The sequence below is a fragment of the Komagataeibacter oboediens genome, from assembly GCF_018491655.1.
Classification (GTDB): Bacteria; Pseudomonadota; Alphaproteobacteria; order Acetobacterales; family Acetobacteraceae; genus Komagataeibacter; species Komagataeibacter oboediens.
Genome location: NZ_JABLUU010000059.1, coordinates 1 through 204, shown reverse-complemented (window position 1 = coordinate 204; position 204 = coordinate 1). Strand labels below are relative to the sequence as shown.

The following is a 204-nucleotide window of genomic DNA, read 5'->3' as shown; positions in this document are numbered from 1 at the left end:
ACCCGCCGGAGCGGCATCGCCGTCCGGTGAAGGGGCTTTTACGGATATTCCCCCACCCTGTCAACGCCAACCTGAAAATACAGAAAATGAACGGAAAACAGCCACTAAACCCGCAAACCGTTTACAAACCGCACCAAAAAAAGTGCATGAAAATGAAAAATATATGAAAAAAGGAGGGGCAAGCCCCTCCTTTCCTCAAAGCAC

1 protein-coding gene is annotated in these 204 nt (G+C 49.0%); it reads left to right on the top strand.

The features are described from left to right. A partial coding sequence (locus HNO79_RS16380; protein WP_214165960.1) for a hypothetical protein occupies positions 1-204 on the top strand: 204 nt, incomplete at both ends.